Raw genomic sequence first — 26,797 nt, 5'->3', positions numbered from 1 at the left:
AGCCGGTCGCGGAAGGTCTTGATCTCGGCCTTCGTCAGCTTCTTCATCTGGTGCGTCGCGTTGCGCGCCTCGAAGTCCTTGCCGAGCGTCCAGCCCTTGATGGTCTGCGCGAGGATCACCGTCGGCTTCCCGACGTGGTCGCGGGCCGCACGGAACGCGCCGTAGACCTTTCGGTAGTCGTGGCCGCCGCGGGAGAGCCGGGTGAGCTGCTCGTCGGAGAGGTGCTCCACCATCTTGCGCAGCCGCGGGTCGCGGCCGAAGAAGTCGTCGCGGATGAACGCACCGTCGCTGACCGAGTACTTCTGGAACTGCCCGTCGGGCGTCGTGTTCATGACGTTGACGAGCACACCGTCGGCGTCCTGCGCGAGCAGCTCGTCCCACTCGCGGCCCCAGATCACCTTGATGACGTGCCAGCCGGCGCCGCGGAAGTAGGACTCCAGCTCCTGGATGATCTTGCCGTTGCCGCGCACCGGTCCGTCGAGTCGCTGCAGGTTGCAGTTGACGATGAAGGTCAGGTTGTCGAGCTCCTCGCGGGCCGCGACACTGATCGCGCCGAGCGACTCCGGCTCGCCCATCTCGCCGTCGCCGAGGAACGCCCAGACGTGCTGCTGGCTGGTGTCCTTGATGCCGCGGTTGTGCAGGTAGCGGTTGAAGCGTGCCTGGTAGATCGAGTTGATCGCGGCCAGGCCCATCGAGACCGTCGGGAACTCCCAGAAGTCCGGCATCAGGCGGGGATGGGGGTACGACGACAGGCCGGCGCCCGGACCGTGCTGCACCTCCTGACGGAAGTTGTGCAGCTGCTCGGCGGTGAGTCGCTTCATCAGGTAGGCCCGGGCGTAGATGCCGGGGGAGGCATGGCCCTGGATGAACAGCTGGTCGCCGCCGCCCGGGTGCTCCTTGCCGCGGAAGAAGTGGTTGTAGCCGACCTCGTAGAGGCTGGCGGCCGAGGCGTATGTCGCGATGTGGCCGCCCACCTCGAGACCCTTGCGGTTGGCCGACGACACCATCACCGCGGCGTTCCAGCGGATCAGCCGGCGGATCTGGCGCTCCATCTGCTCGTCGCCGGGGAACCACGGCTCGCGCTCGGGTGTGATCGTGTTGATGAAGTCGGTGCTGCGCAACGCCGGCACACCGACCTGCTTCTCGCGGGCCCGCTCGAGCAGACGCAGCATGATGTACCGCGCGCGCTCACGACCCTGGGCGTCGGTCAGGTCGTCGAACGAGTCGAGCCACTCCTGGGTCTCCTCGGGGTCGATGTCCGGGAGCTGGGTCGGCAGACCCTCGTGGATCACGGCGCGGGTCTGGGACGCCTCGACCGTCGTCTCGTGGCCGGCCGTGGGGTTCGCAGGAGAAGTCTCACTCACACCTTCATCGTGTCACGCGTGCCACCGGCGGAAAATCCGAGCGCCCTACCCACGAGTAGACGTCGTCCGTCCCGCTTCGCGGATTGGGTTGCGCGGCGGCACGGAGTCGGGTGGACTACTGCCCACCACGCCGTCGGCCAGCCTGGCCGGCGGCCACGAACAGGCATGGAGGAGTCCGTTGAGTCCGACCGCTGGTGGCGGTTCCACCCCGACCGACGCACCTGCTGGTCCGGCCGCACGGCTCGGGTTCAGCAAAGGGATGGTCGTCCAGGAGCTGGGCTGGGACTCCGACACCGACGACGACCTGCGGGTCTCGATCGAGGACACGATCGACTCCGACATGGTCGACGGCGACTACGGCAACGTCGTGGACGTCGTCGTCCTGTGGTGGCGTGACGAGGACGGCGACCTCGTCGACGGTCTCGTCGACTCGCTCACCGACCTGGTCGGCGGCGGCGTGATCTGGCTGCTGACCCCCAAGGTCGGCCGGGCCAACGCCGTCGATCCGGCCGACATCACCGAGGCCGCGCCGATCGCGGGCCTGGCGCTGACCACCACGGCGGCCGTCAGCAAGGACTGGACCGCCACCCGGCTGGTCACCCCGAAGACGCCCGCGTGACGCCTTCCTCCCTCGGGTCCCCTCCGGCGGTCAGCCGGGCACTGCACCGGGCGCAGGGTCTCGCCGGCACGGTGGGGACGCCGGCCCGGGTGCTCGGCGGCTGCGGCGTCCTCCGGCCGCTCTCCCCGGTGGTGCTGGCGCGGATCGGCCGGGCGCTCAAGGACTGGGGCACGGGCCCGGCAGGCGGCTTCACCGCGATGGCGCTTCGCGACCCGGACCGGCTCTGCCTGGTCGACGAGCTGGGCTCGCTCACCTTCGGCGAGATGCACCGACGGTCCAACGCCCTGGCCCGGGCACTCGCCGATCGAGGGGTGCGCGAGGGCGACAGCGTCGCCGTCCTGTGCCGCAACCACCGCGGCTTCGTGGACGCGCTCGTGGCGAGCACGAAGTGCGGCGCCGACATCCTGCTGCTGAACACGGCGTTCGCCGGACCGCAGCTGGTCGACGTCCTGGCCCGCGAGGGGCCCCGGGTCGTGATCCACGACCAGGAGTTCACCGAGCTGCTCGAGCAGGCCGACGTCGACACCCGGCTGCTGGCCTGGGTCGACGCGGAGGAGACGGTCCCGTCGGGGGTCGACTCGATCGAGTCGCTGATGCCGGCGTACGACGACAGCGACATCGACCCGGCGCACCGCCATGCCCGCATCGTGATCCTCACCTCCGGAACCACCGGAACTCCCAAGGGCGCGCCTCGCAGCGAGGCCGGCATCGGCGCCGCCGTGTCCCTGCTGTCGCGGATGCCGCTGCGCTACGGCTGGCGGACCCACATCGCGGCACCGCTGTTCCACACCTGGGGGTTCGCCCACCTCGCGCTGTCGATGCTGCTCGGCTCGACCATGGTGCTGCGGCGGAGGTTCGACCCCGAGCAGTGCCTGGACGCCGTCGCCGATGAACGCTGTGACTCCCTGGTGGTGATCCCGGTGATGCTCCAGCGCATCCTGGCGCTGCCCGGGGATACGCTCGACCGCTACGCCCTGCCGACGCTCAAGGTGACCGCCGCCTCGGGCTCCGCGCTGCCCGGCGACCTCGCACTGACCTGGATGGACGCCTTCGGCGACAACCTCTACAACATCTACGGATCGACCGAGGTCGCCTACGCCTCGATCGCCACGCCGCGCGACCTGCGGGAGGCGCCGACGTCCGCCGGCAGGCCGCCGTGGGCGACCGTCGTGAAGATCCTCGACGAGCACGGTCGAGAGGTGCCGCGAGGCGAGACCGGGCGGATCTTCGTCGGCAACGGGCTGCTCTTCGAGGGCTACACCGGCGGCAGCGAGTCCAAGGAGCTGGTCGACGGCCTGATGTCCTCGGGCGACGTCGGCCGGTACGGCGAGGACGGCCGGCTCTACGTGGAGGGCCGCGACGACGAGATGATCGTCTCCGGGGGCGAGAACGTCTTCCCGCAGGAGGTCGAGGACTGCCTCTCCCGGCACGAGGCTGTGCTCGAGGTGGCGGCGATCGGTGTCGAGGACGACCAGTTCGGCACCCGGCTCAGGGCCTTCGTGGTCGTCGGGGACGGCGGCGGGAGCGGGCGGCCGAGCGAGGACGACCTGAAGGCCTGGGTGAAGGAGAACCTGGCGCGGTACAAGGTGCCGCGCGAGATCGTGTTCCTGGATGAGCTTCCCCGCAACGCGACTGGCAAGATTCTCAAGCGTGAGCTCGCTGAACGAGGCTGACGTGCCGGCGCCGGGACCGGCCGTGGGGAGCGCGGCGCCCGACTTCACCCTGCGCGACCAGTTCGGGCAGGACGTCACCCTGTCGTCGTTCGTGGGTCGCAAGGCCGTGGCCCTGGTCTTCTTCCCGTGGGCGTTCTCCAACGTCTGCACGAGCGAGATGGCCGGGATCCGCGACCGGCTGGACGAGTTCCTGACCTTCGACACCGAGGTGCTCGCGATCTCGACGGACCCGACGTACTCGCTGCGGGTGTTCGCCGACACCGACGGCCTCAACTTCCCGCTGCTCAGCGACTTCTGGCCGCACGGCCACGTGGCGTCGTCGTACGGCGTGTTCGACGGTGAGCTGGGGGTGGCCCGGAGGTCGTCGTTCGTGATCGACCGGGACGGGATCGTCCGGTGGTCTGTCCACAACGAGCTACCCGACGCACGGGACCTGGGGGACCACTTGGCTCACCTGCATCACCTGGCCTAGACCAGCCGGATCATTTTCAACCAATTGGTCGTGCGGATGTTGGAAGTGGCCGGTCCTGTCGGTACTGTTCCTCTCGTTGAGCCGCTGGTGACCCGAGACGCCAGCGGCTCGACTCTTGCCCAGGCAGTGGGCCCCGAGGTACGAGGGCGCGGCCACGGCGTGGCTCTCGTCATGCTGGGTACGTGCCCCGCGTGCCATCCCCCGTCATCGTCGTCGTCATGGGCGTCTCCGGGAGCGGCAAGACCACGCTCGCGACCGGGATCGCCCGTCGCATGGGCTGGGAGTTCCAGGAGGGCGACGAGCTCCATCCTCCGGAGAACGTCGCGAAGATGTCCCGCGGCGAGGCGCTCACCGACGAGGACCGGTGGCCGTGGCTGGCCGCGATCGGGACTTGGATGGACGAGCGACTCGCGGCAGGGGAGAGCGCGGTCCTGACCTGCTCGGCCCTGCGTCGCGCCTACCGTGACCTCCTGCGAGAGAACCGCCCGGCGGTGGTCTTCTGCCACGTCACCGCCGACGCCGCGCTGATCCGCGACCGGGTCGAGCAGCGCCGGGGGCACTACATGCCGGCCTCGCTGCTGCCGAGCCAGCTGGCCACGCTCGAGCCCCTCGTGCCGGACGAGCCGGGCGTCACCGTGGCGGCGAAGGGTCGTCCGGAGGAGGTGCTGGAGGCTGCCCTGCAGCGCCTCGGACTCGACCGGCAGGAATCCCACGAGTGACCGACGTGCGCCATTGGGACGCCCCTGGCCGCCTCACGTAGTCTGTGCCGCGCTCGGCCGCCTGGTCGCCACGGTCGAGGGCGCATAGCTCAGCTGGTAGAGCGCCTCCCTTACAAGGAGGATGTCAGGGGTTCGAGTCCCTTTGCGCCCACCGACGCTTCGTCGCCCTCGGTCAGGTTTTCCGTGCGCGGCGTGTCCCAGTGGGTGTTCGGGTGTTGCTCTACTCGACCCACAGGAGATGACCCACGGTGAACCAGCGCGAGCTGCTGACCGAGCGCTTCGAGCGGCACCGGCCACATCTCCGGTCCGTCGCCTACCGGATGCTCGGGTCGACGACGGAAGCCGAGGACGCACTCCAGGAGGCCTGGCTCCGCATCCGGGACGAGGACCCAGCGAGCATCCGGAGCATGCAGGCCTGGCTGACGACCGTGGTGGGAAGGGTCTGTCTGAACCGGCTGCGCTCGCGTCGCGCCCGGCCCGAGGTGCTCACGGACTTCCACGTCCCCGACCCGGTCGTGACGCTCGTGGACGAGGCCGACCCCGAGCAGGCGGTGGTCCTCGGAGACGCGGTCGGGCTGGCCATGCTCGTCGTGCTGGACACGCTGAGCCCGGCCGAGCGTGTCGCGTTCGTGCTGCACGACGTGTTCGGCGTGCCGTTCGTGGACGTCGCCGCGATCCTCGAGAGATCCGAGGCCGCGGCCCAACAGCTGGCCAGCCGCGCTCGGCGGCGACTGTCGGCGTCGTCCGAGCCCGACCATGACCTGGGTCGCCAGCGTCAGGTCGTCGAGGCGTTCTTCGCGGCCTCGCGGGACGGCAACTTCGAGGCGCTCATCGCGGTGCTGGCCCCCGACGTCGAGCTGCGGATCGACGGCGGCGTGAGGCGCGCGGACGCATCGCTGGTGCTGCGCGGCGCGCGGGCCGTGGCGGGGCACACCGCGGAGTACTCCGCGCTGTATCCGTACGTGTGGCCCGCGGTGGTCAACGGCGCCGCCGGCGTCGTGGTCGCCCCCGGTGGCCGTGTGTACTCGGTGATGGCCTTCACCGTCGTGGACGGGAGAATCGCCCGGATCGACGCCCTCGCCGACCCCGATCGCCTCGTCTCGCTCGGGCTTCGCCTGCGGACGAACGACGACGAGCCTGACTGACGTGCACGGCCACTGAGCGTCGCGCGGTCGGGTCAGGTTCTCGGCGCCGAGCGTGTCTTGACCGACATGCACCTCATCTATCTCTCGATCACGGTCATGGCTGCGCTCGCGGACGGGTACGCCGCCGTCTTGAACTTCGCCGGCGCCGAGTCCGTCGAGGTCGTCGCCGACCGTGTCCGGCTGTCGCGGAGCTGGATGATCCCTTTCGGCGTCCTCCTGGCCACAGGCGCGATCGGCTTGCTGGTCGGAACCGCCGTACCGCTGCTCGGCCAGGTCGCGGCGATCGGCCTTCTCCTCTACTTCGTCTGCGCCGTCGGCGCGCACGTTCGGGCTCGGGACACCGGGGTCGGAGGTGCGATCTTCTTCCTGGTCCTGGCCGCCGGCGCCCTTGTCGCGAACCTCGCCTACCGCGGCCACTGGTGACAGTGGCGGTGCGAGCGCCGGGTCAGCGGAGCCGGCTCGCCCACGACGGCGCGTCCTGCCAGGCAGCCACCAGGACGGCACCGAGCGTGAGCAGCCCACCGACGATGCCGACGGCACCAGTGAGGCTCCGGACCTCCTCCAGCACCCCGACGCCGACCACCGAGCCACCGACGAGCACGTAGATGCAGCACACGAACGCCGCGCTCACCTCGGCACGTCGTTCCGCGGGAGCCACGGCGTTGAGCTCGTCCTGCGCGTGCAGGAAGCCGAGCCCGTGACCGACGCCCGTGACGACGGCGCCGAGCAGCACCGTGACCAGGGACTGGGTCAGCGACGACACCACCAGCAGCACGAGACCCGCGGCCAGGAGGCAGAGTCCCAGCGCCTGCCACCTGCGACGGTCGTGCTGCCGACCCTGGCGGCCCCGGCGCTGGGTCCAGATCTGGGTGCCGGCGGACGCGAAGCAGGCCAGCGCGGAGTTGGCGCCGAGAAGGGCGAGGTTGCCGGTCGAGAGCAGCCCGGCGACGTACGACGGCACCACCGAGAGGTACAGCGCCAGTGAGGCCCAGACCAGCCCGGAGGTCAGGCCGAGCCTGATGAAGTCGCGACGGATCGCGTGCGGAACCCGCGGCCACTGCACCCGCCAGGGCTCCTCGCCGCGGTGCCGCTCCGGCAGCGCCCACGCGAACACCCCGGCCACCGCCGTGCCGGCAAGGCCGACCAGGTAGCTGGTGCGGAGCGGAGCCGGGGCCCACTCGGCCAGTGCGCCGCAGAGCAGCGGCCCGAGCCCGCTGCCCACGGCCTGGGCGAGTCCGGCCAGCAGCGCGGGCCGCGCCCGATCGCGCTGGGGGTCGATCTCCACGAGGGCCGCGGTGGCCGGTCCGCTGACCAGCCCCACGGCGATGCCCTGCAGGGCACGGGCGGTGTAGAGCCACCAGGTCGCCGACGCGACGGTGAACACCACGAGCGCGACCGCGGCCACGACCAGGCCGGTCAGGATCACCGGCCGGCGGCCGAACCGGTCGGCCAGGCGCCCGCCGACGAGCAGCGTCGCCACCAGCGTCACGGCGTACGTCGCGAAGACGGTGGTCAGCACGATCCCGGAGAAGCCGAACTCCCCGGCGTAGACCGCGTAGAGCGGAGCCGCGAGGTTGGCCCCGGCCATCAGCCAGAGCCAGGCGAGGAAGACCGTCAGCAGGGGCCGGCGGTACGTCGTGTCGACTCCACCGGGGCGGTGCGCTGTGTCCGAGACCATCCCCTCGAACGTAACCGGCCCACGGTTCGGCATGCGCCGAACCGTGGGGCCGTACAGCCGGGATCAGACGCCCGCGGCGGTGACGATCGCGTCGGTGAGGAAGCCGGCCAGCAGCCCGACCAGGACGCCGGCGTAGATGAGATCACGGCGGGCGCTGCGCCCGGCGATCGCTAGCAGCTGGATCACGACGTACAGGATCGAGCCGGCGGCCAGTGTCAGGAAGATCACCGACACCGGCTCGTTGGTGAACGAGTGGCCCACGGCGGTGCCGACGAAGGTCGGCCCGCCACCGATCGCGGCCAGCAGCAGGAGCAAACCCCAGCTCGGCCGTGAGGCACCGTGCTGCTCCGCCTCGGCGGCGAGGGGAGCCACGATGCCGAAGCCCTCGGTGGCGTTGTGGAGCGCGAAGCCGATGACCAGCAGCGTGGCCAGGGCGATCTCGCTGCTCGCTGCGGCCTGGCCGATCGCCAGGCCCTCGGCGAAGTTGTGCAGGCCGATCCCGACCGCGATCAGCAGGGCCAGCTGCCGGCCCGGCGACCACGACGCGATGCCCCTCGAGTGGAGCTCCTCGCTCGCCATCGCGCCCGGGCCGGTGGACTGCCGGACCCGGCGTACCCGGCGGCCCATCCACGCCTCGTACTGCTGCAGGCCGAGGAGCCCGATGCTCAGCCCGACCAGGAACAGCACACCGTACCCGACCGCCGAGCCGAGGCCCGCCCCGGACTCGTGGTGCGCGGCCAGTCGCTCGTCGATCGGCTCCCACGCCGCCGAGAGGACGTCCCACACCAGGAACACCAGGACGCCGATCGCGAGTGCGTTCAGGGCGACCCGGAGCGCCTCGCTCGGTCGTCGCATCCGGCCCAGCGGCATCCCGAGGAGGATGGTGACGCCGGCGATGAAGCCGAGCAGCAGGGTCTTGCCGATGCCCATCGAGGTCCTTCCTGGGGAAGACTGAGCACTACTTAGGTGAGGCTAACCTCCGCCTCTCCGGGTCGGCAAACCAGGGGGCCGCCGGTGGACCGAACGGGGCTACATTCAGCGCATGATCGTCCCGTTCAGCGTCAACGACTTCCTGGACCGCGCGACGGCGGTCTACTCCGATCGCATCGGCCTGGCGGACGAGCCGGATCAGCCGGCGTCCTCGCTCGGCGACCTGAGCTACCGCCGCCTCCGCGAGCTCGCCGCCGCCATGGCCGCGAAGCACGACCGGCTCGGGCTCGGCGTCGGCGACCGGGTGGCCTTCGTCTCCCACAACAGCGCGCGCCTCTACACGGCGTTCTTCGGGGTGTGCGGCTACGGCCGGATCCTGGTGCCGGTGAACTTCCGGCTGTCGTTCGACGAGGTGCAGTACATCGTCCAGCACTCCGGCTCGCGCGTGGTGTACGTCGACCCCGAGCTGCGAGATGCCCTGAAGGGGCTCGAGGCCGAGCACGTGTTCGTCCTCGGCGACGACGACGATCTCTTCCTCGAGGGGGCCGAGCCACGGACCTGGGAACCGGACGAGAACGCCACCGCCACGATCAACTACACGTCGGGCACCACCGCCCGGCCGAAGGGCGTGCAGATCACCCACCGCAACATCTGGACGAACGCCGTCACGTTCGCCCTCCACGCCGGGGTGACCGACCGCGACGTCTACCTGCACACGCTGCCGATGTTCCACGCCAACGGCTGGGGGATGCCGTTCGCGATGGCCGGCTGCGGCGTGCCGCAGGTCGCTCTTCGCAAGGTCGACGGCACCGAGATCCTGCGCCGGGTCGAGAAGTACGGCGTGACGGTGATGTGTGCGGCCCCCGCCGTCGTTGCGGCGGTGCTCGACGCGGCACCGACCTGGGAGGGCGAGATCCCCGGCCGCGACCGGACCCGGATCATCGTCGCCGGCGCCCCACCACCCACCAAGACGGTCGCCCGGGTGGAGGCGGAGCTCGGCTGGGAGTTCATGCAGATCTACGGCCTGACCGAGACCTCGCCGCTGCTGACGGTGAACCGCACCCGGTCCGAGTGGGACGACCTGGAGCCCGAGCAGCGCGCGCACAAGCTGGTGCGCGCGGGACAGCCCGCCGTCGGCGTGACCTTGAGCGTGGACGGCGAGGGCGAGGTGCTCGCCCGCTCCAACGTCTGTCTCGAGGGGTACTGGCAGCAGCCGGAGGAGACGGCCAGGGCGCTCGCCGACGGCTGGTTCCACACCGGCGACGGCGGGTTCATCGACGACGACGGCTACCTCGTCATCGCGGACCGGAAGAAGGACGTGATCATCACCGGCGGCGAGAACGTCTCGTCGATCGAGGTCGAGGACGTCATCTTCAGCCACCCGGACGTGGCCGAGGTCGCAGTGATCGGCGTACCCGACGAGAAGTGGGGCGAGACCATCAAGGCGCTCGTGGTGCGGACCGACGGCTCTCAGCTGTCGGAGCAGGACCTGATCGACTACGTGAAGGCCCGGGTCGCCCGGTACAAGGCTCCGACGTCGGTGGAGTTCCGCGAGGTCCTGGCGCGCACCGCCACCGGCAAGCTGCAGAAGTTCAAGCTGCGCGCGCCGTACTGGGAGGGCCGCGAGCGGCAGGTCAACTAGGGTCGGGGTGTGCCGACGCTGGGTCCGACGCTGGGTGAGGTGGTCGACCTGGTCCACGGGTGGTACCCGCCCGAGACCGCCGACGACTGGGACGCCGTGGGGCTGGCCGCCGGAGATCCTCGAGCCGGGGTACGTCGCATCCTGCTCTCCCTCGACCCCGTGCTGACCACCGCCCAGGAGGCGGCGGAGTGGGACGCCGACCTGCTGCTCACCCACCACCCGCTGTTCCTCCGCGGCGTCCACGGCGTCGCGGAGACCACGCCCAAGGGCCGGACCCTGGCGACCCTGACCCGGGCCGGGTGCGGCCTGCTCACCGCCCACACCAACGCCGACCAGGCCAGCCCCGGCGTGAACGACGCCATGGCTCGGGCGCTGGGGCTGCGCGACGTCCTGCCGGTCCGGCCGAGCGGGCGGCCGCTCGACAAGCTCGTGGTCTTCGCGCCACCGTCAGACGCCGACCCGATCCGAGAAGCGATCGCGGAGGCCGGCGCCGGCCGGATCGGCGACTACGACAGCTGCTCATGGGCCGTCTCCGGCGAGGGCCGATTCCGGCCGCTGGAGGGCGCCCATCCGGTGATCGGCACGGTCGGCGACCTCGAGCAGCTCGACGAGGTGCGGATCGAGGCCGTGCTCCCGCGGTCGCGCCGTGCCGCCGTGGTGCGGGCGATGCTGGCAGCCCACTCCTACGAGGAGGTCGCGTTCGACGTCATCGAGCTCGCCGACTCGGGCACGGCCCCGACAGGGGCCGGACGCATCGGCGACGTCGAGGAGACGACCTTGGGGCAGTACGCCGACACCGTCGCGCGGGCACTGCCGCCCACGGCGCGCGGAGTGCTGGTCGGTGGCGATCCCGACCGCGTCGTACGCCGGGTGGCCGTGGGCAGCGGCGCGGGTGACTTCCTGCTGGCCGAGGCCCTGACCAGCGGCGCGGACGTCTACGTGACCAGCGACCTGCGCCACCACCCGGCCGCGGAGTTCCTCGAGCAGGGAGGACCGGGCCTGCTCGACGTCAGTCACTGGGCCGCCGAGTGGACCTGGCTGCCCGAGCTGGCGGACCGGCTCTCCGATGCCCTGGGCGATACGGTGGAGGTCCGGGTGAGCACGATCTGCACCGACGTGTGGCGGGCCCGCCGGTGATCCGATCAGCCCTGTGACCCGAGTCCAGAGGAGTACTGCGTGAAGGCCGACCCGTCCGCCCAGGTGAGACTGCTGGACCTGCAGGACCTGGACTCACGCGCCGACCAGCTGCGCCACCAGCGCCGGTCCCTCCCCGAGCACACGCGGCTCACCGAGCTCACCGAGAGTCGGGCCCGGATCGAGGGCCAGGCGCAGGACGCCCGGATCGCCGTGGACGACCTCACCGGCGAGCAGGCCAAGGTCGACAGCGACGTCGAGCAGGTCAAGGCGCGGCGCGAGCGCGACCGGCAGCGGATCGACCAGGGCCTGGTCAGCAACCCCAAGGACATCCAGCGGATGCAGCAGGAGATGGTCTCGCTGGAGCGCCGCATCACCTCCCTGGAGGACGACGAGATCGAGGTCATGGAGCGGCTCGAGGAGGCCCAGGTGGCGCTCGACAAGCTCTCCGGCGAGCTGGCCGACACCGACACCCGGATCGCCGAGGTCACCAGCGCCCGCGACACGAAGGTGGCCGAGATCGACCGTTTGTTGGGCGAGGTCGAGGCGCAGCGGGGACCGGTGGCGGCGCAGCTCCCGGCCGACCTGGTCGCGCTCTACGACCGGCTGCGTCAGAGCAAGGGCGGCGTCGGGGCGGCGCTGCTGCGCGCGAGGCAGTGTGGCGGCTGCATGCTCGACCTCGACAACGCCGAGCTGGCCACGATCCGGGCAGCCGCGGAGGACGACGTGATCCGCTGCGAGGAGTGCAGTCGCATCCTGGTCCGCACCGCCGAGTCAGGCGTCTAGCAGATGGCCGAGATCCGCCGCGTCATCGTCGAGGCGGACGGCGGCTCCCGCGGCAACCCCGGCCGAGCGGCGTACGGCGCGCTGGTCAAGGACGCCGACACCGGCCGGGTCCTGGCCGAGGACGGCACCGCGATCGGCGTCGCCAGCAACAACGTCGCCGAGTACCGCGGTCTGATCGCCGGGCTGACGATGGCCGCCGAGGTCGCGCCGGACGCCGACATCGAGGTCCGGATGGACTCCAAGCTCGTCGTCGAGCAGATGAGCGGCAACTGGAAGATCAAGCACCCCGACATGCGACCGCTGGCGATGGAGGCCAACCGCCTCGCGACGCGTCGACGGGGCGCCACGACGTACACCTGGGTGCCGCGCGAGCAGAACAAGCATGCCGACCGGCTCGCCAACGAGGCTCTCGACGGGATCCGGTCCGGCGTCACCCGGCACTCCGGCGACGAGGCCGACTCCGCGGTCGAGGTGGCCGAAAGCCCCGCCTACCGCGGCTGGTCGCCGCCCGGCGGTCCGGTCACGACGCTGGTCCTGGTCCGGCACGGCGCGACCGCGCTGACCGCGGAGAAGCGGTTCTCCGGAGGGCTCGGCAGCAGCAACCCCGGCCTCACCGACGAGGGCCGCGCGCAGGTGCGCGAGGTCGCGGACTGGCTGTCCCCGATCGGCGAGGCGGTGGACGTGGTCGTCACCTCGCCGGTACGCCGCACCCGCGAGTCCGCGGAGATCCTGGCCGAGCACCTCGGGGTCGGCCTCGTCGAGGAGCCGGGCTTCGCGGAGATGGAGTTCGGCACCTGGGACGGGATGACGTTCGCCGAGGTGCGCGACCAGCGCCCCGACGAGATCGAGGCCTGGCTCGGCTCGCTGGACGCCGCGCCGGACGGCGGCGAGTCGTTCCGCGAGGTCGAGAAACGCGTCCTCGACGCACTCTCGCGCATCCTCGAGGGCCACGCCGGCAAGACCGTCGTCGTGGTCGGCCACGTGACCCCGATCAAGGTGATCGTCGCCAGCGCCGTCGACGCGCCCCTCTCGTCGCTGTTCCGGATGGAGCTGTCCACCGCCTCGGTCAGCGTGGTCTCGTTCTTCGGTGATCCCGGCAGCGACGGCATCCGGGGCTCGATGCGCCTCTACAACGCCCAGCCGCCCGGGGCGGGGCAGATGCTGGACCCGCAGCGCTGGTGATCAGAGCTCGCTGACCACGACGTCGAGCTGGGTTCCACCCCGCGTCGCCGGTCCTGCCTCCACCTGCCAGCCGAGCTCGACCACGAGGTCGGTGAACGCGGACGGAGTCCGCGGGTCGCGACCGTCCTCCAGCACCGCGCGCACCAACCGCCCCTTGGTCGCCTTGTTGAAGTGGCTCACGACCTGGCGTCTCCCGTGCACCTCGTGCAGCACCCGCACCGTGACCACCCGGTCCGCCAGGTCGGGCGCCGGCCGCCAGAACGCGGCGTACGTCGACGAACGCAGGTCGACGACCAGACCGCGACCGGCCTGCTCCCGGACGACCGGGTCGAGGTGGCGGCGCCAGTGGGCGGCCACGCCGCCGAGCCCGGGCAGGCTGACGCCACCGGCGAGCCGGTACGGCGCGATCCGCTCACCCGGACGGACGAGCCCGTACAGCGACGACACGATCGCGATCCGCGAGAGCGCTCGCCGGTGCGCGGATGCGCCGAGCGTGGTGAGTTCCAGCGCGTCGTAGAGCACGCCGGTGTACACCCGTTCGGCCGCGGCCGTCGGCAGGTCGCGCAGCCCGGCGTTGCGGCACACGTCGTCGACCTGGCCGTCGCTGAGGCCGAGCACCCTGAGGGCCTCCGGCTCGGGGCCACGACACAGCGCCACGAGCGCGTCGACGACCTCACCTCGCGCGGCCGCCAGCGGTCCGGCCTCGAGGTCGAGCGGCTTCCCGCGCCGCGGCTGGGCCTTGCCCTCGCTGGGTGGCAGCAGGATCAGCACGCGGCGAGGCTAGCCAAGCCGCGGCATCACTAGGGTGGGGGCATGTCCTCGAGCCGAGTGGTGCGGGTCCACGCCCGAGACGAGGTGGCGGCCCGATCGCTCCGTGACGGCGTTGCCAAGATCCAGTCAGAGCTCCAGGTCACGCCCCAGTTCGCGCCGGAGGTCGAGGAGGCCGCGAGTCGCGCCGCCGCGGCGCCCCGCCTGCCGCAGCTCGACCGCACGGACATCCCGTTCGTGACCATCGACCCGCCGTCCTCGATGGACCTCGACCAGGCTCTTCACATCGAGCGTGAGGGCTCGGGCTACGTCGTGCACTACGCGATCGCCGACGTCGCGGCCTTCGTCCAGCCGGGCGACCCGGTGGACGTCGCCGCGCACGAGCGCGGCGAGACCCTCTACGGTGCGGACTCGAAGATCCCGCTCCACCCGACGTCGCTCTCCGAGGGCGCGGCGTCCTTGCTCCCCGACCAGGTGCGCCCGGCCCTGCTCTGGACGATCCACGTCGACGAGACGGGGGAGGGCACCGGCGTCCACGTCGAGCGTGCCCGGGTGCGGTCGCGGGCCAAGCTGGACTACGCCGGGGTCCAGCAGGCGATCGACGACGGCACCGCCGACGAGGTGCTGCGCCTGCTCCGCGAGGTCGGCGAGCGCCGGCTCCAGCGCGAGGCGGCGCGCGGCGGCATCTCGCTGCCGCTGCCCGAGCAGGAGGTCGAGGTGACCGGCGACCAGTGGTCGCTCGAGTTCCGTTCGATGATCCCGGCCGAGACCTGGAACGCCCAGATCTCGATGCTCACCGGCTTCGCGGCGGCCTCGCTGATGGTCTACGCGCGGGTCGGGCTCCTGCGCACGTTGCCGCCGCCGCACCCCCACGACCTGCAACGGCTCCATCGCGTCGCTCGGGCGTTGCACATCGACTGGCCGGCCGAGCAGCTGTACCCCGACTTCATCCGTGGTCTCGACTCCCGCAAGCCGGCCGAGGCCGCGATGATCACCGCCTGCGCCCGGCTGCTGCGGGGCAGCGGGTACGTCGCCTTCGACGGCGAGATGCCCGCGGAGCCGATCCACGCCGCGCTGGCCTCGGAGTACGCGCACGTGACAGCCCCGCTACGGCGCCTCGGTGACCGGTACGCCGGCGAGATCTGCGTGGCCCTCTGCGCCGGCACCGACGTCCCGCCGTGGGTCCTCGCCAAGCTGGCCGAGATCCCCGACGTCATGAAGGACGGCGGTCGTCGCGCCGCTCAGTACGAAGCCGCTGTCCTCAACCTGGTCGAGGCCGGCGTCCTGCACCGGCACGTGGGGGAGACGTTCGAAGGGGTCGTCACCGAGGTCGACGAGAAGGACGCCACCCGCGGCAAGGTGACCATCCAGGACCCCGCCGTCGAGGCGCGGGTGACCTCGTCGAGCGCCCTGCCGCTCGGAACGGATGCCGAGGTCCGGCTCGCCCAGGCCGACGTGGCCTCCCGGTCGGTGGTGTTCGAGCTCGCTTGAACCGGGCGAGGAAAATTTGTTCGAAGATTTCACCTTCGACGGGCAAACCGCTTAACCTTCTCTTGAGACTTCGTCGAGCGGTTCCCCGGCCGGCAAATCCCCCCCGCCGGAATTCCGGGCGCCTTCGACGACGGGTCCGAGGCACACCCCCCATCGCCTCGGCCCTTCTGACGACCGCCCCACTCCGCGCGCCTGTCGCAGCGGGTGGGGCGGTCTGGTCTCACCTCAGGCGTGTCACTCAGATGGTCTGAAGCCGACCTCCGACGGTTCCTCCCCGGGCCATCTCAGCGTGGTCACGCTGGGCGGTGTGGTCGCCACGACGCGTCCATGCGAGACGACGTGGGTGGGCCGCACCTGGCGGCGCACCGCGTCGTAGCCGTCGGAGGCCGGCAGCAGGATGAAGCTCGCCGGCCCGCCGACGTGGACGCCGTACTCCTCGCCCAGCCCGAGCACCGCGGCGGCGCGCGACGTGACCATCCGGAAGGTCTCCTCGATCTCGTCGCGCGAGAGCAGCTGGGTGGCGTGGGTGCCGACGTGCGCGACCTGGAGCGGGTTGGCCGTGCCGAGGGGGTACCACGGGTCCATCACGTCGTCGTGCCCGAAGGCGACGTTGACGCCGGCGGCGAGGAGCTCCTTGACCTGGGTGAGCCCGCGCCGCTTGGGGTAGTCGTCGAACCTGCCCTGCAGGTGCAGGCTGACCATCGGGTTGCAGACGACGTTGATGCCGGAGCGGGTGAGGATGCGGTGCAGCTTGTAGCTGTACGCCGAGTTGTAGGAGCCCATCGCGGTCGTGTGGCTGGCGGTGACGCGCTCGCGCAGTCCCGAGCGGGCCGCGCGGGTCGCCAGCACCTCGACGAACCTCGACTGCTCGTCGTCGATCTCGTCGCAGTGCGCGTCGACCCGCAGCCCGTGCCGCTCGGCCAGGTCCACCGCGATCTCCACGGAGCGCACGCCGTCCTCGCGGGTGTCCTCGAAGTGCGGGATCGCACCGATGACGTCGACGCCACGTCGCGCCGCCTCGGCGAGCAGCTCCTCGCCGTCCGGGAACGAGCAGATGCCCTCCTGGGGGAACGCGACGAGCTGTAGCTCGATCACGTCGCGGACGCGGTCACGCACCTCGAGCAGCGCGTCGAGCGCGACCAGGGAGGGGTCGGTGACGTCGACGTGGCTGCGCACGTGGAGGGTGCCGTTGGCGGCGTACCAGCGCAGCGTCTGCTCGGCCCGGCCGATCACGTCGTTCCGCGTGAGCATCGGCTTGCGCTCCGCCCAGCAGGCGATGCCCTCCCAGAGCGTCCCGCTCCGGTTCCAGCGCGGCTGGCCGGCGGTGAGGGCGGCGTCGAGGTGCACGTGGGGCTCGACGTACGGCGGGGTCGCCCAGGCGCCCGATCCGTCGAGCACCGTCTCGGCCTCGACTGCGGCGCCACTGTGTGGCTCGATCGCAACGATCCGGCCGCCCTCGACGTGGAGGTCGACGGCCGAGAGCTCTCCGGTCGCCTCGTCGCGCACCCGGACGTCGCGGACGAGCAGCTCGATCACGGCTCGCCCCCTTGGGTGTGCGCCGCCCGGTCGGCGCGGGCCATCAGCGAGGTGATCTCGTAGCCGAGGGTGGCGGCGGCGAGCGAGGTGATCTCGGCGTGGTCGTACGGCGGCGAGACCTCGACGAGATCGGCCGCGACGAGCTGCTCGGGCGGTAGCGCCCGGACCAGGGCGAGCAGCTCGCGGGAGGTGAGACCGCCCATCTCCGGCGTCCCGGTCCCGGGCGCGAACGCCGGGTCGAGGACGTCGATGTCGATCGACAGGTAGACCGGAGCGTCCCCGACCCGGCGGCGTACCCGGTCGAGGACCTCGTCGCGGCCGATCCGGTCGAGGTCCTCGGCCCGGACGATCTCGAAGCCGAACCGTGCGTCGTCGGTCAGGTCCCGGGCGTCGTACAACGGGCCGCGGATGCCGACGTGCGTGCCGGCGTCCTGGATCAGCAGGCCCTCCTCGTGAGCACGGCGGAACACCGTGCCGTGGGTGCGGTCAGCGCCGAAGTAGCTGTTCCAGGTGTCGAGGTGCGCGTCGAAGTGGATCAGCGCGACGGGTCCGTGCGTCCGGGCGACGGCCCGCAGTCCGCCGAGCGCGATCGTGTGGTCGCCACCGAGCAGCACGGGCCTGGCGCCGGAGGCGAGCAGCTCGGTCACGCCGTCGTCGATCTGCTGCAGCGCGGCGTCGATGTCGAAGGGGTTGCACGGGACGTCGCCGGCGTCCACGGCCTGGAGCACCTGGTACGGCGCGACGTCCTGCGCGGGGTTGTACGCCGGTCGCAGGTGGCGCGAAGCCTGCCGGATCGAGCTGGGGCCGAACCTGGCGCCCGGACGGAACGAGACCCCGCCGTCGAACGGGGCGCCGATCACGGCGACGTCGAAGACGTCCACCTCGTCCACGCGTGGCAGCCGCGCGAACGTCGACGCACCGGCGTACCGCGGCACCACGGTGCCGTCGACGGGTCCGAGAGGGGTGCTCATGCAGGTATCTCCGGCTGGGGGAACACGCGCGGGGTGAGGTCGAGCGAGCGTACGTGCTCGGCGAGGTCGCGGGCAGGTGCCAGCCAGAGCCCGGGCAGCGTCAGCATCGTCTGGATCAGGGTCTCGAGGGCGCGCAGCCGCCCGAGGCGACCGCTCAGGAACGGGTGGACGGTGAGCGTGAAGCAGGAGCCGTGCCGGTGGGCCTCGGTCAGCTCGGCGGTCCACATGGCCAGCGACTTGGCCGGGTCCTCGATCACGCCGGGGCCGAACAGCTCGGGCACGAAGGCGAACTGCTCCCAGTCGTCGAGCGCCCAGGAAACCGGGATCTCGACGATGCTGCGGGCGCCCTCCCCGGGGCGCTCGGCCAGCTGGTAGGGGAGGTCGGAGTCCATCAGGCTCGAGTCGTAGGCGAAGCCGCGGTCGAGGAGCAGCTCCGCGCTCGCGTAGGTCGTCTCCCACATCGGCGCGCGGTACCCGACGGGCCGGACCCCGGCCACGCGGTCCAGTGCCTCGAGGCCGCGGTCGAGCACGGCCGCCTCCTGGTCACGGGACATCCCGGCGATGGCCTCGTGGAGGTATCCGTGGTGCGCGATCTCGTGGCCCGCGTCGCGCACCCGGCGGAGCAGGTCGGGGTAGCGCTCGGCGGTGTAACCAGGACAGAAGAACGTCGCGCGCACCTCGTACCGCTCCAGAAGGTCGAGCACCCGGGGGACCCCGGTCAGCGGGCCGTAGGCCTGGTGCGACATCGCCGACAGCCGGTGCCGGCTCTCCGGGTCGACGGTGAGCGCGACGTCCTCGGCGTCCATGTCGAAGCCGAGGGTCGCGGCTGCCTGGTACCCGCCGGGCCAGGTCACCGGCGCGGCGGGGGTGGTGGCGTCGTGGGAGCCCGGATCCGCCGCCATCAGGCGCTTTGTGCGCCGACGGTCGGCGCCGCCGGAGCGGGACGCCGCGACAGCGCGACGTACGACAGGACGCCCGCGACGACAGCACCGGCGAGCCACGAGAGGTCGATGCCACCCATGCTCTTCGCGACCGGACCCTGGAGGTAGCTCGGGATGCCGTACTCGAACATCCAGGTGGCGACGATGCCGATCAGGAACGGGATGATCGCCTCCCAGACGATGTCGGGGACGCGGCTCGAGCCGGGCGGCTCGAAGAGCGCGTTGACGTCGATCTCCTGCTTGGCGACGGCGTAGAAGTACACGAGCATGATCGCGCCCCACGGCGCCACCCAGGTGACCAGCCCGGCGAGCCACCCGTCCAGGTTGGAGGCGAAGTCGCCGTTCCGGATCAGGTAGATCGTGAACAGGGTGGCGAGGATGCCCACGCCGTAGGACAGCTTGCGGCGGTCGACGTTCCAGTCGAGGGTCTGCGCGCACAGGCCGCAGGAGTAGATGTTCAGGACGTTGGTGGCGATCGGGCCGTGGATGACCAGCAGGAGCACCGGGATCGCCAGGCCGCCGAACGACTCGACCACCAGCTGGCCGGGGTCGACCGCCTGGGTCACGGTCGCGAGGGTGGCCCCGAAGATGCCGAGCCAGACGGTCGGGATGAACTGGCCGAGCACGCTGCCGACGTACAGCCTCGACCGCGGCACCCTCGGGGAGACGAAGCGTGAGTAGTCCGACGCGTAGGCGAACCAGGTGATGCCCCAGCCGATCCCGATCGCGGTCATCAGGGTGGTCAGCGAGCTCCACAGCGCCTTGCCGTGCAGGCCGCCGCCGGCGTACCCCCAGTCCACGTCGTTCTTGGTCCAGGCGACGATCGTCATCGCCAGCAGCACGACGATCGTGATCGGGACGGTCCAGCGCTCGAAGCGGGCGATCGCGCGGAAGCCGATCGCGGCCAGCCAGACCTGGATCGCCATGATCACGATGGCCACGCCGATCTTGAGGCCGTCGCCTCCGTGGATGCCGATCTTGCCGAAGAGCGCGATGACCAGGTCGAGGATGATCCAGGTGTTGATCGCGCACCAGCCGACGGCGAGCAGACCCTGCATGAGGGCCGGCAGGTAGGCGCCACGGCGTCCGAACGCCGCGCGCGACAGCACCATCTGGCTGACCGCCGTCCGCTGGCCCATCAGCACGAAGAACCCGAAGACCGCCATCCCGATCAGGTTGCCGATGACCAGCACCCCGATCGTCTGCCACAGGCTGAGGCCAAGGGCGATGCCCAGCGCACCGAGGACCCAGTTGATCGGTGCGATGTTGGCGCCCATCCAGATCCAGAACTGGTGGGCGACGGTGGAGGTCCGAGCGTTCTCCGGGATGGGGATCAGGGTGTGTTCGGCGGCTTCGGTGACATCGAGCTCGTCGGCGTTGATCGACACGGTTCCTCCGGAGGGTCGGCTGACGGGCAGTCAATTCCTGCGTTGCATCATCTGTCAAGGTATGTTGTCGCATGCATCAACTTGTGGTCGTGCCGCACGGGGAGGACGGAGATGTCGGTCGAGACCGAGCTGCCGGCTTCGGAGGGCGAGGTCGGGCCGCGGCTGCGTCAGCTGCGGGAGCAGAAGGCGATGTCGGCCCGTCAGGTCGCCGACCTGGCCGGCGTCTCCGCGGCGTACCTGAGCCGGCTCGAGAACGGCCGGGTCAGCCCCACCGTGGCGACCCTCGCCCGCCTGGTCGCGGCGATGGGGGAGACGATGGCGACCCTGTTCCAGGAGCCGCCGGGTCCACACGAGAACGTCGTACGTCGTGACGGCCGGCACCGGATGCGGAGCAGGGGCGTCCTCGACTCCCAGGTGACGCCGGGCTGGGCCACCCGGCTGGAGATCCTCGAGTCCCTGGTCGAGCCAGGGCAGGGGAGCAGCGGTCGCCTGCACACGCACGCCGGCGACGAGGAGTGCGTCCTGGTGCTGGACGGCGAGCTGGACCTCTGGCTCGGCGACGACCGGCACCACCTCGAGTGCGGCGACTCGGCCACCTTCGACTGCCGAACCCCCCACCGCTGGCGCAACCCCTCGGACGCTCGGTCGCGCGTGCTGTGGGTGATCACGCCGGCGAGCTACTGACGCGGAGGAGCGTCCGCCACTCCCTCCGGAGCAGTCCGTAGACCCACGAGTCGGACACGTCGCCGTTCACGACGCAGTCCTCCCGCAACGTCCCTTCCCGCACGAATCCGAGCTTCTCCAGGACCCGGGCGGATGCCACGTTGCGCGTGTCGGTCTCGGCCTGGACCCGATTCAGGTCCAGCGTGTCGAAAGCCCACATGAGCAGCGCGTGCGCGGCCTCGGTCGCGTAGCCCTGACCCCAGGCCGCCTCGGTGAGGCAGTAGCCCAAGGCGGCGCTGCGGTAGTCCGGGTTCCACCGGCTCAGGACGCACCACCCGACGAACGCCCCGTCAGAGATCCGATCCATCGCCAGCCGCGCCCCGGTGCCTTCGTCCGCCATCTGCCGGCACGCCGCGAGGAATCGCTGCGCGCGCGCAGGTTCGCTCCACGGCGGCGAGTCCCAGTAGCGCAGCACGTCGGCATTGCTGTGCAGCGCGTAGAGGGCGTCCGCGTCCGCGTCGGTGAACGGACGCAGCCTCAGGCGTTCGGTGTGCAGTGTGGGGGTGGGCAGGGACATGGGTGCCATGGTTCCTGACCGCCGCAGTTCGGGTCTCACCGGGCGAGCTGCATCGCCTCCTTCTATGATGCGGTATCGATGCGTGCCGCCGTCGCCTGCAGCTGAGTCAGGCAGCCGGGGCACGTCGGCCTGACGGCGATGGATCCCGCCGGCCACGCTGTGGCGAACCGCCGAACGGCTGATGGCTCCTGCTTGATTCCACGCAGGAGGTTGCCGCCGTGCCAGATCCGCGTCCCCAGGGTCACGGGAGCGGCCGCCGATGACCGGCGATCTTCGGGAGTTGGGAGCGATCTTCGTGGGCGGGGCGGTCGGGTCGGTTGCGCGCGCCTGGGTCGGACTTCATGTGGCCACAGCTGCGCACCAGTGGCCGTGGGGGACGTTCCTGGTGAACGTCGTGGCGGCGTTCCTGCTGGGCTACTTCTCGACGCGCCTGCTCGAGCGGCTTCCCGTGTCGAACTACCAGCGGCCGTTCCTGGGCACCGGGATCTGCGGCGGTCTGAGCACCTTCTCCACGATGCAGATCGAGGTCGTCCGCCTGTTCCAGTCCGGCGCTTGGGTCATCGGGGTCAGCTACGTGGTGGCGAGCATCGTCGCCGGTTACGTTGCTCTGCACCTGGCCACGGCGGTGGTGCGGCGGGCGGCGGTCCGATGGTGAGCTCGACCTTGGTGTGGGTGGAGCTCGCTCTGGGCGCAGGGTTCGGTGCCGTGCTGCGGTTCCTCCTGGACGGTGCCGTCAGCCGAGCCGTGACCAGCTCGCTGCCCGTCGGCACGCTGACGGTCAACCTGGCCGGCAGCCTGGCCCTCGGCGTCATCGACGGCGCCGCGCTTTCGCACGATGTCGCCTTCGTCGTCGGGACCGGCATGGTGGGTGCCTTCACGACGTTCAGCACGTGGATGTTCGAGACCCAACGGCTCGGCGAGGAGCGCCAGGTCGCCCGAGCCGCCCAGAACCTCTACCTGAGCGTCGTGCTCGGTGTGGTGCTCGGATGGCTCGGGCTGTGGATCGGGGGCCGACTGTGATCGACGACTGCCTGAAGGTCACCAGCTACTTCGGTGAGCGACTGCGAGTGGGTCGACGCTTCTACTCCGAGCTGCTGCTGGACACCTTCGAGGAGCACGACGTGTCCAGCAGCATCCTGCTGCGCGCCACGGGTGGGTTCGGGCTGCGGCACCATCTGCGCACCGATCAGACGCTGACGATGTCCGAGGACCCGTCGGTGATGGCCGTGGCCGTCGACACCCCGTCCCGGATGAACGTCCTTCTCCCACGGCTCGCCGAGCTGCAGCCACGCGGCATGCTCACCGTCGAACGAGCGCGCGTGATCCGAGGCGACGTCGCGCCGACGCCCGCCACCCCCGAGCACCACGTGGAGACCAAGCTGACCATCTACATCGGACGCGGTGAGCGCACCGCCCGGATGCCCACGCACATGGCCTTGTGCGATCTCCTGCAGCAGCGCGGCGTCGCCGGCGCGTCGGTGCTGGTAGGGGTGGACGGGACGTACCACGGGGAACGTCAACGGGCTCGGTTCTGGGACCGCAACCTCGATGTCCCCTCGATGGTGCTCGCGGTCGGCCCCAGCGAACGGATGGACCGGGTGCTCCCCGAGCTGGGTCCTTTGTTGCGCCGGCCGATGGTGACCGTGGAACGCGTCCGCGTGTGCAAGCGCGACGGCCAGCGTCTGGAGGGTCCTTACAACCTGCCGGACGTCGACCAGGACGGCCTGCCGTTGTGGCAGAAGCTCATGGTCTACACCTCCGAGTCCCACCTTCACGAGGGCGAACCCGTCCATCGGGCTCTGGCGCGTCGGCTGCGGCAGACCCAGGCGGCCGGGGTGACCTCGGTACGTGGTGTGTGGGGCTTCCATGGCGACCATCCGGCCCACGGCGACCGACTGACCCAGATCGGGCGCCGCGTTCCGGTCGTCACCGTCGTCGTGGACTCCTCCAGGCGGATCGCCGCCTCGTTCGAGGTCATCGACGAGCTGACCACCGAGCACGGCCTGGTCACCTGCGAGATGGTGCCGGCGATGCAGTACTTCCCGGCCGGCGACGGAGGTCGCGGAGGACTGCGGCTGGCTCGACACCGCTTCTAGCCAGGACAGCCCACGTGGATCGCGCTTCCGCGGGCCGGTGGCCGTGAGGCGGAGGGGCTGGTCTGTAGGCCGGGTTCTGTTCCCGGAGTCCTTGCGGCGCTCCGTTCGGCGGCCATCCATCTCGAGCCACCGTTGCCGGCGGCCTCGTGCGGTCCACCCGCGCACTCGGGCGGGCAGCCCTCGGACGTGCGCTGTTCGACCTTGCTCCGGGCGGGGTTTGCCGAGCCGACCCGGTCGCCCGGGCCGCTGGTGGTCTCTTGCACCACCGTTTCACCCTTACCCTCCGCGGCCGAACCGGTGGAGGGCGGTCTGCTTTCTGTGGCACTGTCCCGCGGATCGCTCCGGGTGGGTGTTGCCCACCGCCCTGCCCTGGGGAGCCCGGACCTTCCTCGACGCCGACGCTGCACGCCGTACGCCGCGGCCGCCCGACCAACCCCTCCGCGTCCGCGATTGTAGGGGAATGCGGAGCGCCGGGCCGACCCGGTGAGGTCGGTCGCCCCGGCGCTCCAGGGTGGGACGCCCGAAGGCGCCGGTTCAGCCGGTGTTCAGGCGCAGGAGCCCGAGCATCAGCTGAGGTTCAGCGAGGTGTCGTCGATGACGAAGTTCGTGGCGTAGGAGTAGTCCTCGGTGCCGGTGAACGTGATCGTCACGGTCTGACCCGCGTAGGCGCCCAGGTTGAAGGAGTGCCCCTGGTAGCCCGACTGCGCGTTCTGGTTGCTGTACGTCGCCTTCGTCGACCCGTTGACCTGGACCTTCAGCGTGTCGTACGCGCCGCTGGGGTAGTCGTCGGTGTCGATGTGCAGGTAGAACGTCAGCGTCGCACCGCAGCCCGCCGGGATCGACACCGACTGCGACAGCGTGTCGGTGTGGCTCGTTCCGTAGCCGTCCAGCCAGGCCTTCCAGCTGCCGGTGCGAGCCGGCTCGTAGGTCGAGTTGTCGATGACGTTCGCCGTGTGCGACCAGCCGGTGTCTCCCGACTCGAAGCCGGGGTTGGCCAGCTTCTGGCCGGAGCACCCTCCGCCGCCACCGCCGCTGATCGTCCACGTGAACGACGTGGTCCCGAAGGCGCCGGTCGTGTCGGTGGCCTTGACCGTCGGGTTGTACGTCGCCGCGGTGGTCGGCGTACCGCTGATCAGACCCGTCGAGGAGCTGATCGACAGACCGGCGGGCAGCCCGGTGGCCGACCACGTCAGCGTCTGACCCGACTGCGAGTCGGTGCCGGTCATCTGCAGCGACGCGGCGGTGCCGACCGTGCCGGTCCGGTTGCCCGGGTTGTTGACGGTCACGGTGTTCGTGCCGCCACCACCGGAGCAGGTCGGGTCACCGGACTGCGCCGGCACCGACACGGCGTTCCACGCGGCCTTCGTCGCGTTGAACAGCGCGCAGGTCGAGTCGAGGTTCTTGGCCGCGGTCAGCGTCCAGGTGCGGTACTTCAGGTACGACGACGAGCTGGTCTTCATCAGCATCGCGTTGTACATGATCTGCTCGGCCTTCTGGATGCCGACGCCGGTGACCGACGACCCGTTGCAGGTCGGGCTGTTCGGTTGACCGTTCGTGGGGCTGCTGCCCTCGGCCAACAGGTAGAACCAGTGGTTGCCCGGGCCGGCCGCCGCATGCACCTCCTCGTTGGGGATCGACGAGGAGTAGCAGTTGTCGTCGCCCGCCAGCGACGGGTTGTACATGTAGCGGATCGGGCCGGAGCCGACCAGGTTGACCTCCTCGCCGACGGTGAAGTCCGGCGGGTCATACGACGACGGCTCGTTGGCGTACCACTCGGTCGCCGCGCCGAACGTGTCCGCCACGAACTCCTGGGTGCCGTTGCCCGAGATGCCGCCGGGGGTGTGGTCGTCCACGCCGTGACCCTGCTCGTGTCCGAGCACGTCGAGCACCGGGATCCAGGCGCCCTGGGTGTTGTGCCCGATCTGCACCTGGGTGCCGTCGTAGTAGGCGTTCTCGTCGTTCAGGCCGATCCGGATCGGCCAGCCGCCGCCGTTGCCGTCGAAGCTGTTCCGGCCGTCCCACGCCGACAGCATGTGGTTCTCGGTGTTCTCGACGAACATCGCGTCGACGCAGCCGGTCTCCTTGTTCGTCGCCGAGCCGTTGCCCCACACGTCGTCGGTGCCGGTGAACGTCTGGTTGTTGGCCGCGTCCTGGCACTTGATGGTCATGTGGTTCGGGTCGACCATCGAGAAGCTCGAGCCGGACCCGCTGGTCGGGATCGTGACCGGGTTCGGACCGTCGTACGCCGCGGTGCCGGTGCCGTCGGCGACCCGCTCGCGGGCCTGCAGGACCTTGCCCGAGCGGGCGTCCACGACGACGTCCTTGATCGAGGGCATGACTCCTTGGTGCCCGGTGACCCGGGTCTCCCAGCCCAGCCGTGAGGTGGCTCCGTGCTGCCACACCACCAGGTGGGCGCGCGTGCTGTCGGTGACGTTCGGGACCTGGTGTCGCGCGGTCCGCACCGCGGTCGCCCTGGCCACGGTCGGGTCGATCGAGTGGAGGGCGACCTTGTGGGTCTGTGCCACCGAGGTGCCGAGGATCTGGCCGTGGGAGTCGGTGACGACCACGAAGTCGCCACCCACGACCGGGAGGCCGCGGTAGGTGCGCTCGTAGGGCGCGTACTGGATGCCGTGCGAGGACACGACCGGGTCGGCCTGGAACGCGTCGTGGGCACTCACCTTGAGGGCCGGCGGCTTGCTGGCCACCAACCGTTGGGCCGACTGGGCCGCCAGCGTCCGGGCGCTCTGCCCGTGCGTCGGGGCGGCAGCATCCGCGCCGTGGGGCGTGGCGGCGAGCGCCGCCCCCACCAGCGCGGCGGCAGCGAGGCCGCCGAGATGTCTCCTGCTCATGCTTTCTCCTGGATCCGGGCCGGGAGGCCCTTCCGGACGGTCCGCTCGGGGCGCGTCCGTCGCTGACGGTCCGACCGGGTTGCGGCCGGGCCGCGACCACCCCGGGGGCGAGGTGATCTGGCGAAGGGTTGCAATCGGCGCGAAGCAGGGTCAACGAGTCGCGAACTGCAGGT

Annotated in this window: 24 protein-coding genes, 1 tRNA gene, 1 other RNA gene, 1 pseudogene and 1 riboswitch; of the genes and pseudogenes, 16 read left to right on the top strand and 11 right to left on the bottom strand. The window is 70.9% G+C overall.

Features of this window, described 5'->3' with window-relative positions:
* Positions 1 to 1,292: pseudogene (locus VGK78_RS20270) on the bottom strand (pyruvate dehydrogenase (acetyl-transferring), homodimeric type); the annotation flags it as partial.
* A gap of 250 nt (positions 1,293 to 1,542) precedes the next feature.
* Here VGK78_RS20270 and VGK78_RS20265 point away from each other — a divergent pair.
* From VGK78_RS20265 to VGK78_RS20235, 7 genes are all read left to right on the top strand, one after another.
* Entirely contained in the window at positions 1,543 to 1,983 is a 441-nt protein-coding gene (locus VGK78_RS20265; protein WP_331529561.1) for a DUF3052 domain-containing protein, read from the top strand.
* A complete protein-coding gene (locus VGK78_RS20260; RefSeq protein ID WP_331529560.1) occupies positions 1,980 to 3,656 on the top strand; it encodes an AMP-binding protein in 1,677 nt (558 codons plus the stop codon). The genes VGK78_RS20265 and VGK78_RS20260 overlap by 4 nt, the downstream gene beginning before the upstream one ends.
* Complete coding sequence (locus tag VGK78_RS20255) at positions 3,634 to 4,128, top strand: peroxiredoxin (protein WP_331529559.1); 495 nt, start codon at positions 3,634 to 3,636, stop codon at positions 4,126 to 4,128. The genes VGK78_RS20260 and VGK78_RS20255 overlap by 23 nt, the downstream gene beginning before the upstream one ends.
* 182 nt (positions 4,129 to 4,310) lie before the next feature.
* Positions 4,311 to 4,847, top strand: coding sequence for a gluconokinase (locus VGK78_RS20250; protein WP_331529558.1), 537 nt, complete (start codon positions 4,311 to 4,313; stop codon positions 4,845 to 4,847).
* Positions 4,848 to 4,925: 78 nt separating this feature from the next.
* Positions 4,926 to 4,998: transfer RNA gene (locus VGK78_RS20245), tRNA-Val, on the top strand.
* 97 nt (positions 4,999 to 5,095) lie between these two features.
* Positions 5,096 to 5,992: an RNA polymerase sigma factor SigJ gene (gene sigJ / locus VGK78_RS20240; RefSeq protein ID WP_331529556.1), complete on the top strand. Its 897-nt coding sequence runs from the start codon at positions 5,096 to 5,098 to the stop codon at positions 5,990 to 5,992.
* A 66-nt stretch (positions 5,993 to 6,058) separates the two neighbouring features.
* Positions 6,059 to 6,415, top strand: a complete 357-nt coding sequence (locus VGK78_RS20235; RefSeq protein ID WP_331529562.1) for a DoxX family protein — start codon at positions 6,059 to 6,061, stop codon at positions 6,413 to 6,415.
* A gap of 22 nt (positions 6,416 to 6,437) precedes the next feature.
* On the opposite strand, the gene VGK78_RS20230 is transcribed toward VGK78_RS20235, so the two are convergent.
* Together VGK78_RS20230 and VGK78_RS20225 are read right to left on the bottom strand one after the other, a co-directional pair.
* A complete protein-coding gene (locus VGK78_RS20230) occupies positions 6,438 to 7,670 on the bottom strand; it encodes an MFS transporter (RefSeq protein ID WP_331529554.1) in 1,233 nt (410 codons plus the stop codon).
* Positions 7,671 to 7,733: 63 nt separating this feature from the next.
* On the bottom strand, positions 7,734 to 8,600 hold the full coding sequence (locus tag VGK78_RS20225; RefSeq protein ID WP_331529553.1) for a ZIP family metal transporter: 867 nt from the start codon (positions 8,598 to 8,600) through the stop codon (positions 7,734 to 7,736).
* A 112-nt stretch (positions 8,601 to 8,712) separates the two neighbouring features.
* Here VGK78_RS20225 and VGK78_RS20220 point away from each other — a divergent pair, with 112 nt between their 5' ends.
* The 4 genes from VGK78_RS20220 to VGK78_RS20205 are packed head-to-tail and all read left to right on the top strand — an operon-like array spanning position 8,713 to position 13,344.
* Entirely contained in the window at positions 8,713 to 10,242 is a 1,530-nt protein-coding gene (locus VGK78_RS20220; RefSeq protein ID WP_331529552.1) for an AMP-binding protein, read from the top strand.
* Between the two features lie 9 nt (positions 10,243 to 10,251).
* Positions 10,252 to 11,379 (top strand): Nif3-like dinuclear metal center hexameric protein, encoded by a 1,128-nt coding sequence (locus tag VGK78_RS20215; RefSeq protein WP_331529551.1) that lies wholly within the window; start codon positions 10,252 to 10,254, stop codon positions 11,377 to 11,379.
* A gap of 39 nt (positions 11,380 to 11,418) precedes the next feature.
* Positions 11,419 to 12,162, top strand: a complete 744-nt coding sequence (locus VGK78_RS20210) for a zinc ribbon domain-containing protein (RefSeq protein ID WP_331529550.1) — start codon at positions 11,419 to 11,421, stop codon at positions 12,160 to 12,162.
* A gap of 3 nt (positions 12,163 to 12,165) precedes the next feature.
* Positions 12,166 to 13,344, top strand: coding sequence for a bifunctional RNase H/acid phosphatase (locus tag VGK78_RS20205; RefSeq protein WP_331529549.1), 1,179 nt, complete (start codon positions 12,166 to 12,168; stop codon positions 13,342 to 13,344).
* Here the strand turns inward: VGK78_RS20205 and VGK78_RS20200 are convergent, their stop codons facing one another.
* Positions 13,345 to 14,115 (bottom strand): peroxide stress protein YaaA, encoded by a 771-nt coding sequence (locus VGK78_RS20200; RefSeq protein WP_331529548.1) that lies wholly within the window; start codon positions 14,113 to 14,115, stop codon positions 13,345 to 13,347.
* Positions 14,116 to 14,157: 42 nt separating this feature from the next.
* Between VGK78_RS20200 and VGK78_RS20195 the strand changes: the two genes are divergently transcribed.
* Positions 14,158 to 15,603, top strand: a complete 1,446-nt coding sequence (locus VGK78_RS20195) for an RNB domain-containing ribonuclease (RefSeq protein ID WP_331529547.1) — start codon at positions 14,158 to 14,160, stop codon at positions 15,601 to 15,603.
* A gap of 234 nt (positions 15,604 to 15,837) precedes the next feature.
* On the opposite strand, the gene codA is transcribed toward VGK78_RS20195, so the two are convergent.
* From codA to VGK78_RS20175, 4 genes are read right to left on the bottom strand one after another with little or no spacing between them, the layout of a single operon-like run.
* Entirely contained in the window at positions 15,838 to 17,139 is a 1,302-nt protein-coding gene (codA, locus tag VGK78_RS20190) for a cytosine deaminase (RefSeq protein WP_331529546.1), read from the bottom strand.
* On the bottom strand, positions 17,136 to 18,110 hold the full coding sequence (gene speB / locus VGK78_RS20185) for an agmatinase (protein ID WP_331529545.1): 975 nt from the start codon (positions 18,108 to 18,110) through the stop codon (positions 17,136 to 17,138). Before speB ends, codA begins: the two co-directional genes overlap by 4 nt.
* On the bottom strand, positions 18,107 to 19,012 hold the full coding sequence (locus VGK78_RS20180; RefSeq protein ID WP_331529544.1) for a polysaccharide deacetylase: 906 nt from the start codon (positions 19,010 to 19,012) through the stop codon (positions 18,107 to 18,109). The genes speB and VGK78_RS20180 overlap by 4 nt, the downstream gene beginning before the upstream one ends.
* Positions 19,012 to 20,439 carry a cytosine permease gene (locus tag VGK78_RS20175; protein WP_331529543.1) on the bottom strand — a complete coding sequence of 476 codons (1,428 nt, stop codon included), beginning with the start codon at positions 20,437 to 20,439 and terminating at the stop codon, positions 19,012 to 19,014. The genes VGK78_RS20180 and VGK78_RS20175 overlap by 1 nt, the downstream gene beginning before the upstream one ends.
* A 111-nt stretch (positions 20,440 to 20,550) precedes the next feature.
* On the opposite strand from VGK78_RS20175, the gene VGK78_RS20170 reads away from it, so the two are divergent.
* Positions 20,551 to 21,123 carry a cupin domain-containing protein gene (locus VGK78_RS20170; protein WP_331529542.1) on the top strand — a complete coding sequence of 191 codons (573 nt, stop codon included), beginning with the start codon at positions 20,551 to 20,553 and terminating at the stop codon, positions 21,121 to 21,123.
* Here the strand turns inward: VGK78_RS20170 and VGK78_RS20165 are convergent.
* Positions 21,104 to 21,679, bottom strand: a complete 576-nt coding sequence (locus VGK78_RS20165) for a GNAT family protein (protein WP_331529540.1) — start codon at positions 21,677 to 21,679, stop codon at positions 21,104 to 21,106. The two genes, VGK78_RS20170 and VGK78_RS20165, sit on opposite strands and share 20 nt — an antisense overlap.
* 125 nt (positions 21,680 to 21,804) lie before the next feature.
* A riboswitch (Fluoride riboswitch) is annotated at positions 21,805 to 21,877 on the top strand.
* Positions 21,878 to 21,938: 61 nt separating this feature from the next.
* Here VGK78_RS20165 and crcB (VGK78_RS20160) point away from each other — a divergent pair.
* Genes crcB (VGK78_RS20160) through VGK78_RS20150 form a run of 3 tightly spaced genes read left to right on the top strand, consistent with a single transcriptional unit; the run spans position 21,939 to position 23,775 of the window.
* On the top strand, positions 21,939 to 22,334 hold the full coding sequence (gene crcB / locus VGK78_RS20160; protein ID WP_331529539.1) for a fluoride efflux transporter CrcB: 396 nt from the start codon (positions 21,939 to 21,941) through the stop codon (positions 22,332 to 22,334).
* Positions 22,331 to 22,699, top strand: a complete 369-nt coding sequence (gene crcB / locus VGK78_RS20155; RefSeq protein WP_331529538.1) for a fluoride efflux transporter CrcB — start codon at positions 22,331 to 22,333, stop codon at positions 22,697 to 22,699. Before crcB (VGK78_RS20160) ends, crcB (VGK78_RS20155) begins: the two co-directional genes overlap by 4 nt.
* A complete protein-coding gene (locus tag VGK78_RS20150) occupies positions 22,666 to 23,775 on the top strand; it encodes a DUF190 domain-containing protein (protein ID WP_331529537.1) in 1,110 nt (369 codons plus the stop codon). Before crcB (VGK78_RS20155) ends, VGK78_RS20150 begins: the two co-directional genes overlap by 34 nt.
* A 49-nt stretch (positions 23,776 to 23,824) precedes the next feature.
* On the opposite strand, the gene rnpB is transcribed toward VGK78_RS20150, so the two are convergent.
* An RNA gene (gene rnpB / locus VGK78_RS20145) (RNase P RNA component class A) lies at positions 23,825 to 24,212 on the bottom strand.
* Between the two features lie 129 nt (positions 24,213 to 24,341).
* Positions 24,342 to 26,624 carry a M4 family metallopeptidase gene (locus tag VGK78_RS20140; protein ID WP_331529536.1) on the bottom strand — a complete coding sequence of 761 codons (2,283 nt, stop codon included), beginning with the start codon at positions 26,622 to 26,624 and terminating at the stop codon, positions 24,342 to 24,344.
* Between the last annotated feature and the right edge of the window lie 173 nt (positions 26,625 to 26,797).

It is taken from the genome of Nocardioides sp. (assembly GCF_036503465.1).
Lineage (GTDB): Bacteria > Actinomycetota > Actinomycetes > Propionibacteriales > Nocardioidaceae > Nocardioides.
This window is presented reverse-complemented; position numbering and strand designations above follow the sequence as displayed.